Below are 232 nucleotides of genomic sequence, written 5' to 3' on the forward strand. Positions count from 1 at the left end.
TTGTTCTTGAACTACTGCTGATTGGTTTACTGCGTCTTTTGATCCTTCAACTTCTTTTGTTGGCTCTTTCACTTCTTCTTTCGGACCTTCAACTTCTTTTGTTGGTTCTTTCACCTCTTCTTTCGGACCTTCAACTTCTTTTGTTGGTTCTTTCACCTCTTCTTTCGAACCTTCAACTTCTTTTGTTGGTTCTTTCACCCCTTCTTTCGATTCTTCAACTTCTTTTGTTGGT

1 protein-coding gene is annotated in these 232 nt (G+C 38.8%); it reads right to left on the reverse strand.

The window, feature by feature from the left end:
- Window positions 1-232: hypothetical protein (locus tag MR113_RS28760; RefSeq protein ID WP_242257524.1), on the reverse strand; the 232-nt coding region annotated here is incomplete at both ends.

The organism is Bacillus cereus group sp. BfR-BA-01379 (assembly GCF_022663605.1).
GTDB lineage: Bacteria > Bacillota > Bacilli > Bacillales > Bacillaceae_G > Bacillus_A > Bacillus_A mobilis.